The sequence below is a fragment of the Acidobacteriota bacterium genome, from assembly GCA_018001935.1.
Classification (GTDB): Bacteria; Acidobacteriota; JAAYUB01; order JAAYUB01; family JAAYUB01; genus JAGNHB01.
On sequence record JAGNHB010000004.1, the window covers coordinates 110009 to 117175 of the forward strand.

General features: G+C 66.4%; 4 protein-coding genes. All 4 read right to left on the reverse strand.

The features are described 5' to 3' along the window. Positions 1–163: 163 nt before the first annotated feature. Positions 164–1519 (reverse strand): ATP-binding protein, encoded by a 1356-nt coding sequence (locus tag KA419_03025; GenBank protein MBP7864897.1) that lies wholly within the window; start codon positions 1517–1519, stop codon positions 164–166. A gap of 222 nt (positions 1520–1741) precedes the next feature. Then, positions 1742–2716 carry a hypothetical protein gene (locus tag KA419_03030; protein MBP7864898.1) on the reverse strand — a complete coding sequence of 325 codons (975 nt, stop codon included), beginning with the start codon at positions 2714–2716 and terminating at the stop codon, positions 1742–1744. Between the two features lie 68 nt (positions 2717–2784). Further along, positions 2785–6027, reverse strand: a complete 3243-nt coding sequence (locus KA419_03035) for a heparinase II/III family protein (protein MBP7864899.1) — start codon at positions 6025–6027, stop codon at positions 2785–2787. Then, the coding region (locus tag KA419_03040; GenBank protein ID MBP7864900.1) for a glycosyltransferase family 2 protein at positions 6012–7167 on the reverse strand (1156 nt) is incomplete at its 5' end. The genes KA419_03035 and KA419_03040, both read right to left, overlap by 16 nt.

The following is a 7167-nucleotide window of genomic DNA, read 5'->3' on the forward strand; positions in this document are numbered from 1 at the left end:
CGGAATACACGAACGGAGGCGTATCTTCTCCGTGCCCCCGTGCCTTGGCGAAAGAAATTGGAAGGATCGCTCACGGAGGCACAGAGGCACGGAGGAGACACACGCAGGGAGCGTACAGACCTTGGCAGTGAGATTCGGGAGTCTGCCCAATTCGTTCTGGCGCTCAGGATAACGGCAAAAAGGGGGCTTGGGTGTCCGTTTCCTCGAGCAGAAAGACCGCCGTCGGAACGAACTCGACCCGGTGGCCGCCGACGTCCACGGACTCCCATCGGGACCGGTTCAGAAGGGTTGCCCGGGGCGGCGCGTACTTGCCCAGGAACGAGCGGAACCCCCGGCCCACCTTCAGGGACCGGGGCTCCCCCGATTTGACTTCCACCGCCTGCTCGGCCCGTGTGGAGGACAGGACGAAATCCACTTCCGCACCGGACTGCGTCCGCCAGAAGTTGACCCGGTCCTGACGGCCCGGCCGGTTGAGCAGGTGGGCCGCCACGATCCCTTCCACGACGGCGCCCCCGTCCGGGCGTCCTAAGGGCGGAGTGAACGTCCCGAGGACACCGTTTCGGATCCCTGGGTCCGCAAAATGGATTTTGGGGCTCTTGCTCAGCTCGGTGCGGGGATTGGCGCACCAGGGGAGCAGCCGGTGGATCACGAACGTGGACTCCAGGTAGTGCAGGTACCGCTTGACGGTTTCCTGGTGAATGCCCACGGTCCCAGCGAGTTCGTGAACGTTCACCAACGAGCCGGCCTGGGCCGCCAGGCAGGTGACGAGTTTCCGGAAGGCGGGGAGGTTCTCGACGCGCAGGAAGCCGGCGATGTCCTTTTCCAGGTAACTGCCGAAGATCTCGTGCAGACGTTCCCGCTTTCGGAGCGCGTCCCGGGTTTGCACCACCGCGGGGTATCCCCCGTAACTGGCGTAGGAGTCCAGCGCGTCGTTGAGGGCGCCGATCCACGGCCCGATGTTGGAAGGCCGCGGGTCGGACGGGAGCGTATCGCCAAAGGGCAGCGTGCGGACGAACTCCCCGAAGGTCAGGGGTGTCACGGGAAATACCCGCTTGCGACCCGTCAGGGGCTCGCCGGTCTTGGCCCGGAGTTCCAGCGTGGACGACCCGGTCAGGATAAACTTGAGGGGAAGCCTCTGGTCGTGAACCCCCTTGACGAAGCGCCCGGGGTCCGGCATCCGCTGAACCTCGTCGATGAATACGTATTTCCGGGGGCGGTCGAGCGAACCGAGAAACCGCAGGAAACGCCCCTGATCCTCCAGGAGAAAGTCCGTTCCCTGAAGGTCCAGGGAGAAGAAACTGATGTCCTCTGGGCTCACACCCCGTTGGCGGATGAGCTGATCGATCAACTGGTACAGGATGCTGGTCTTTCCGGTCTGACGGGCCCCCGTGAGCACCAGGATCTCCGGCTCCGGCATCCAGTCGAGGATCTCCCGCGTGACCCGCCGCGGGATCTCCGGGACAGTCCAAGCCAGCCCGTATCGCCAAGGGTTCGAGATCTGGAAAAGCGTGATGTCCACCCGGCATCTCCAGGATTATTGTCATCTAGTGTTATTTTAACAGGGTTATTTTCACTATTCAATTGTATTTTTCGTGGGATAGCAGGAAATGGACACCCACGTCTCTACCTTGCCGTTTGGGTTAATGCAAGGCGGGTGTCCATTTCCTTTTGCAAAAGAATCGTCAACGAGACTGGGGACTTTGTTCGTGTGGTTCGTGGTTCCCTTTCCTGTCCATTTCCTCTACGAACCGATGTCGGAGATTTGATAGTCATCCAGCTCCACGTCCATGAAGTCGGTGCGGATGCCGGCGTGCTCCTCGCCGCGGAAGGGGCCGCCGCCGGTGTTCCGGCCGCGGTCGAGGGCCTCGAGCACCAGCGCCCACTTCCCGTTTCGCTCGCGGTCCAGGAAGAGCCGGATCCGGACGTTCCCGTCCCGGGTGTTGTAGACTTCGCACCGCAGGCCGATCCAGCGGCCCTCCGGGAGGAGGTTCGGGTTTTTTTCCCGGTCCCAGGGCTGCGCCGCGGTGAAGACCGGCTTGTCGACGAGGGTGTAATACTCCCCCTTGATCTTCTTCTTGATGACGGCGTACCCGTCGACGCGGACACCGGCGTAGTAGAGGTTGTCCGCGTCCTTGTAGCGGGAAAAGAGAAGCAGCCCGTTGGACTCGCCGCGGTGGACGTCCCGGCTCAGGTGGTAGCGCCGGATTCGGAAATAGGCTTCCTGCCTCAGGTTTCGCCAGCGGGAGCGGGTGATGAGGCGGAAGATGTTCTGGGGGTGGACGCCGCCGTCGGTGTCGTCGCCGCTTTCGGCCGCGTACTTGGCCCGCCACCGTGAATCCTCCGGGAGGTCGCCCTGGAGGGTCATGGCGCGGCCGTCCCGGATGATCATGCAGCCACCGGAGTTGACCCACCAGAAGGGGCTCAGGCTCCGGTCCATGCGGGAGGCGTCCTCGATGACGCCGGGGTCGGTGAAGGGATCGTGAAACTCGCTGTCGGTCATCCGGGCGTGGGTCTCCGCGAAGGGCCGGCCGACGGGGTCCGCCCCGGTCGCCGTACCGGGGTGGGGCACCGTGGCGGGTTTCGTCCCCTCGGCCTTCGCCCCGCCGCCCGGCCCGATGCAGGCCAGGGCCAGGACCAGCAGCCTCGAAAAGGCGGCCAGCGCCGGGAGTATCCCGCGGGGGAGGAGATTCCCCGCGCAAGCTGAAGCTTGCGCCACCCCCACCGGCTCGGTCGGAGTGACCGCGCAAGCTGAAGCTTGCGCCACTTCATGATTCTTCAATGCGCTCATGGCCTTCCGTTGGACCGGATGTCCAGGCGGAGCTGGAGGGGCTTCGCCTCCACGATGGTGAGCCGGGTGGGGGGGACGCCGTTGTCCCGGTCGATTTCGCCCAAGGTCCGCACCCGGACCTTCGAGGCCGCCAGGCGGGCGGCGAAGTCCTCGAAGCGGTCCAGCAGGTACTCGTTGTAGTCCCGGGAGGTCGCCCCCAGGCGGTGGAACACGAGGAGGAGCGTCAGGTGGAACTCCCGGGCGTCCTCGACGGCGGCCATGATCTCCCCGGGGGTCATCTCGGCCCTCACGCAGAAGACCTTGACGGCGAGCGGGTCCCCGAAGGGGAAGACCTCGGGCTGGGTCCGGACGGACCGGGCGAACTTGTAATAGCGCCCCACCATGTCCTGCACCCGGCGGTCGATGGCCCCGAAAGGGTAGATGTACCAGTTGGGCGCGGTGTCCAGGCCGTTATCCTGGAGGAAGCGGGCCCCATTGAGCACGTCTTTTTCGTAACCGCGCTCGTCCCCTTTCTCGAGGTAGTCCTTGAGGGCGTGCCGGTGGTGCTCGGAGTGGTTCACGATGTCCCAGCCGAAGACGTCCCGGAGCTTCCGGAGCTGGGCCAGGTTCAAATAGCCCCGGGTGTTGGCGCGGGGCCGCTCGGCGATGACGGCGACGCTCCCCTTCAGCCCGTGGCGGGCGAGGATCTCGGCCCCCTTCTCCACCGACCAGTGACCGTCGTCGAAGACCAGGCTGACCACCCCCTCCCGTTGCTGAACCACGGTGGACAAGCGCCCCAGGTGAACGGTGACGTCGCTGCCCACCCGGGCCTTCAACCGGAAGCGGACTTCGTCGATCCGCGACCAGTCGAACCCTCGCCCGGTCTCCTTCCAGCAGCCCCCGTTCCGCCGGTGCCGGCCCTTGCCGAGCCCCACGGTCATCCAGCCCGTATCCTCGAGGTGCCGGAAGGCATTCTTGAGGGTCAGGCTCATCCGGCCCTTCCCGTGGTCCGTGGAAAGCTGGATCTCGCAGGCCTCGACGGCGTCGGCCTGCTCGAGGCGAAACTTGAGGAACAGGTTCCGCTCCGCCAGGTTCAGCTTCAGTTCCCGGGCGAGCTCGAACTCCTTGCCGTCCGTCGGGAGGGCGAAGCGGATGCCCTCCTTCGTGACCTGCGCCTCGACCGGTCGAACACCGCCCCCCTTCCCCGTGAACCACTCCCCCGGGGTGCGGAAAGCGTCCACGGTGCTCCCGGTCACGGTCACGGGGTCGTGGTCCGCCACCGTGACGCTGCCGGGCGAACCCGCCAGAGCCTGGACACCCACCTCGAACCCCCTCCCACTGGAGGAGACGCTCACCACGCCGAGATCCGGGGAGATGGAGGCCTTCAGGCCCGGGTCGTGCGGCCCGATCTCCAGCAGGGTGACGAAAACGGCCTCGGCCGCCTTCTGGCTGTAGGACAGGGTGGTCCGGGGGACGAGGCGCTCGTACATGTCCGACTGGAAGCCCCGGAACGGCGATTTGTTCCCCCGGTAGACGGCGAGGTTCACGTTCTCCCGGACCAGCGGGATGACGCCCAGGCGCTGCCCGGGGCGGGGCCCGGTCCCGGTGACGTTCAGCCCGTGGGACCGGGCGTCCAGGTCGGGGGCCAGGTGGAACAGGAGTTCGTACTGCCGGGGGCGGTCCGACTTCAGCCGGTCGATGACCAGCACCAGGTTCTTCCCCAGGAGCGCCACGGCCCGGGCGTGCTCCACCCCGGGGTAGAGTGCGTGCTGGGCGGCCTGGTAGACGTAGCCGTCCCCTTCCCGGAAAGCCCCCGCCGCGGGGGACCCTTCCAGCTGGTCCATCCCGTCCACCAGAACGGTGTTGTGGGCGGCCGTCCCGTGGAAGTACGCCCGCACCGGGTCGTTTTCGTACGAATAGAGGCCGGAGTCGCTGAGCAGTTCACCGCCTCCGCCAAAGAGGGTGAAATTGAGACCGTCCAGGTCGCTGTGGGACGTCCGGTAAGGCCCGTAGTCGAAGACCACCTGGGTCTGTTTCCCGAAATCCTCTCCCCGGCCCCACCCGGACCGGAGGATGGTCAGCCCCGTGTTCGGGAAGACCTGGGAGGTCGTGTCCGGGGCCGTCCCCTCCGCACCGTTGGTGAGCACGTAGCGCAAGCCGGGGTCGTCGGCCGCGATGTCCCGGTAGATACCCCGCGGGTGGAGGGTCCGGGGCAGGGAGGCCCCCAGCAGGGGGATGGTCTGGTCGGGCTGCAGGAGGTAGGTGGCGAAGCGGATCATCTGCCGGAGTTTCGCCTCGAAGACCGGGGCGAGGTCGATCCCGAACCTCCGGGCGTAGGAACGGATCTCCCAGAACTTTTCCAGGGCGTAGAAGTGGTAGTAGGCCGAGTTCTCCACCAGGAAACCGTCCGCGTCCACCATCTCCGTCATGCACTGGGCCACGCGATCCCGGGCCGTCTCGGCCCAGCGCGGGGCGTCGGGCAGGTCCGGGAAACTGGTGGCCAGGACCAGGAGGGCGCCGCTCTGGGTGATGCCGTGGTTGTGGCCGTGATCGAAGTGGCTCGGGTCCATGAGGAACTCGCCGTGCCGGACCAGGGCGCCGAGGATCTTCTCCGCCGACTCCGGGGGCAGCGCCCCCTTCTCCCGGAGCTTCCACCAGGTGTTGACCAGCACCATGGTACGGAAGGCGGCCGCGTGGCAGTCGTTCCAGGCGTTGGGCTTCTCCATCCCGGTGTCGATGAAGCTCTCCACCAGGGTGAGGAGCTTCCGGGCGTAGAGGGGGTCGCCGGTGGCCCGGAAGGCGTGAAGGAGGTCCCGGGTCGGCCGCAGGCTGTAGAAGATGAACCGCCAGTAGCGCTCCTGGTAGGGGTCCTCCTCCCAGGCGGGGGGGAAGCCGAGCTTCACGGGCTGGAAGCGCTCCACGTAGAACCAGCCGTTCAGGCACTTCCGGGCCGTCTCCAGGTTCCCCGTGTCCAGGAAGTCGTAAACCACCTCCCGCCCTCCGCAGGTGCGGGGGTACTCCTGGCAGATCGTCTTCAGGGAAATGGGCCGGTTGGCGTCCCGGGCGGGGAGGGGCGGCCAAAGGTAGGACTCCCCCCGGGAGGCGAGACCGGACGTGGGCCGGATCTCCCCCGTGAAGACCCGGGCCAGTTCACGGGTCCCCTTCCCCTTGAAGTAGTACCGGTTGACCTGCAACAGGAAGTTGACGGCCATGGCCAGAATGAAGGCCCACTCCAGGCCCCGGATCAACCTCTTCGCCATACGCTCCTCCGGATGGTGGCCAGCGAGTAGAAGATGAGCCAGGAGAGGCACAGCGTGGACATCAGGCTCATGACGGGGCGAAGCAGCCAGCGCCGGCTCCCGCGGTTCTCGATCCGGAAGGCCAGCCCGAAGAGGAACCCGATGTAGGCGATGCCGAGGAAGTAGAGGAGCCCCGAGACGTAGTTCCCGTTCAGGGGGAGGTAGACCAGGTGCCGGAAGGCGACGAAGGGCCCGGCCACGACGAAGAGGGCGTGGAGGTAGTAGTTGACGGCGGCGCACAGGGGCTTTCGCCAGTAGAAGCGCCCGGTGAAGAAGAGGTTCCGGACGAAGCTCTTCTTCCAGCGGACCTGCTGGTGGAGGAAGCGCCCGAAGGTGTCGGGGACATGGGTCCAAGCCCGGGCGGCCTTGCAGTAGACGATCTTCCAGTCGCGGGCCGGGTAGTCGACCTCCTCGACGAAGGGGGAGCCGGCGTAGCGCCGCTTCAGCTTCCTGCCGACGAAACGGCTGCCCAGGACGAAGCCGGTGAGGGTCCGGTCCGTGGCGAAGCGGAACTCGCGACCCAGGAAGGTGTCCTCGGTCCAGGCGGGGATGAAGTTGTAGACGGCCTCGCGCCGGAAAGCGGCCAGCGGCCCCGACACGCAGGTCACGGCCCCGAAGATGCTCTCGAAGGCCTTCTTGATGGAGAACTGGCCCTCGTACCAGGAGTCCTGGACCCGGGTGAGGAGGTTGGCGTCAGCGTTGAGGGCCCGGCAGTGGCCGCTGACGGCGCCGACGTCCGGGTCGGAGGCGAAGACCGTCATCAGCTTTTCCACCGCGTCGGGCGCCACCACCGAGTCGCTGTCGGTGAAGACGAAGACCTCGCCCGGGTCCCCGAGCATGGCCGCCGCCAGCGCCTTTTTCTTCCCGACGTTCCGCGCCAGGTGGATCACCCGGATCAGGCCCCGCTCGGCGTAGCGGTCCAGCACGGCCGCGGTGCCGTCGGTGCTGGCGTCGTTGACGAAGACCACCCGGCAGTTCCGATAGGTCTGGTTGACCAGGGAGAGGATGCACCGTTCGATGATCCGCTCCTCGTTGTGCACCGCCACAAAGAATGTGGCGTAGGGACCTCCTGCCGGGAGGTCCCCTGAACCGGCAGAGGCG